Origin of the sequence: Thiomicrorhabdus heinhorstiae (assembly GCF_013391765.2) — a bacterium.
In the GTDB taxonomy this organism is placed as follows: Bacteria; Pseudomonadota; Gammaproteobacteria; order Thiomicrospirales; family Thiomicrospiraceae; genus Thiomicrorhabdus; species Thiomicrorhabdus heinhorstiae.
Genome location: NZ_JACBGI020000062.1, coordinates 1 through 460 on the forward strand (window position 1 = coordinate 1; position 460 = coordinate 460).

The window sequence follows — 460 nt, forward strand, 5'->3', positions numbered from 1 at the left end:
GTTGTAAAAGTTGCAGTAAGTTCATGGAAGACTGATAGCAACCCCAGTGAGGACTACTTCTCAATAGAGCAAGGCAATAGCGACACGTGGTCGCGTAGCGATTCAAGAGGCTATTTAATGCTCGTCCAAGACCTCGCACAGACGAGCGAGTACTACGTCTCCTCCAGCAGCAAAATCGTTATCGAGGATGACCGTGTCAAAGATCATGGCCAAACTATTAGACCACTAACATCGATAAATCAGTGATAGGTGTCGGTAATACGCATGTGGAGGTCACTCAAAACAGGGGACAGCACCTGTACCGCCACCAAATCCTGTCGCAGATTTTTCCTGGTTGCTCATTGGGTCGAAATCAATAGAGATCAGCTCAACGAGCTGCGCACAGACGCCAGGGTGGATTGCTAATACGAAAAAGCGCCCCGTCGAGAGCCACCTGGCGGCGAGGCGGCCTTTCAAAAAT

2 protein-coding genes are annotated in these 460 nt (G+C 49.8%); one reads left to right on the forward strand and one right to left on the reverse strand.

The window, feature by feature from the left end:
• Positions 1-246 (forward strand): hypothetical protein (locus H8792_RS12630; protein ID WP_228767122.1); only part of this gene is annotated, 246 nt, incomplete at its 5' end.
• Between the two features lie 27 nt (positions 247-273).
• Here the strand turns inward: H8792_RS12630 and H8792_RS12635 are convergent.
• Positions 274-460: hypothetical protein (locus H8792_RS12635; protein ID WP_228767123.1), on the reverse strand; the 187-nt coding region annotated here is incomplete at its 5' end.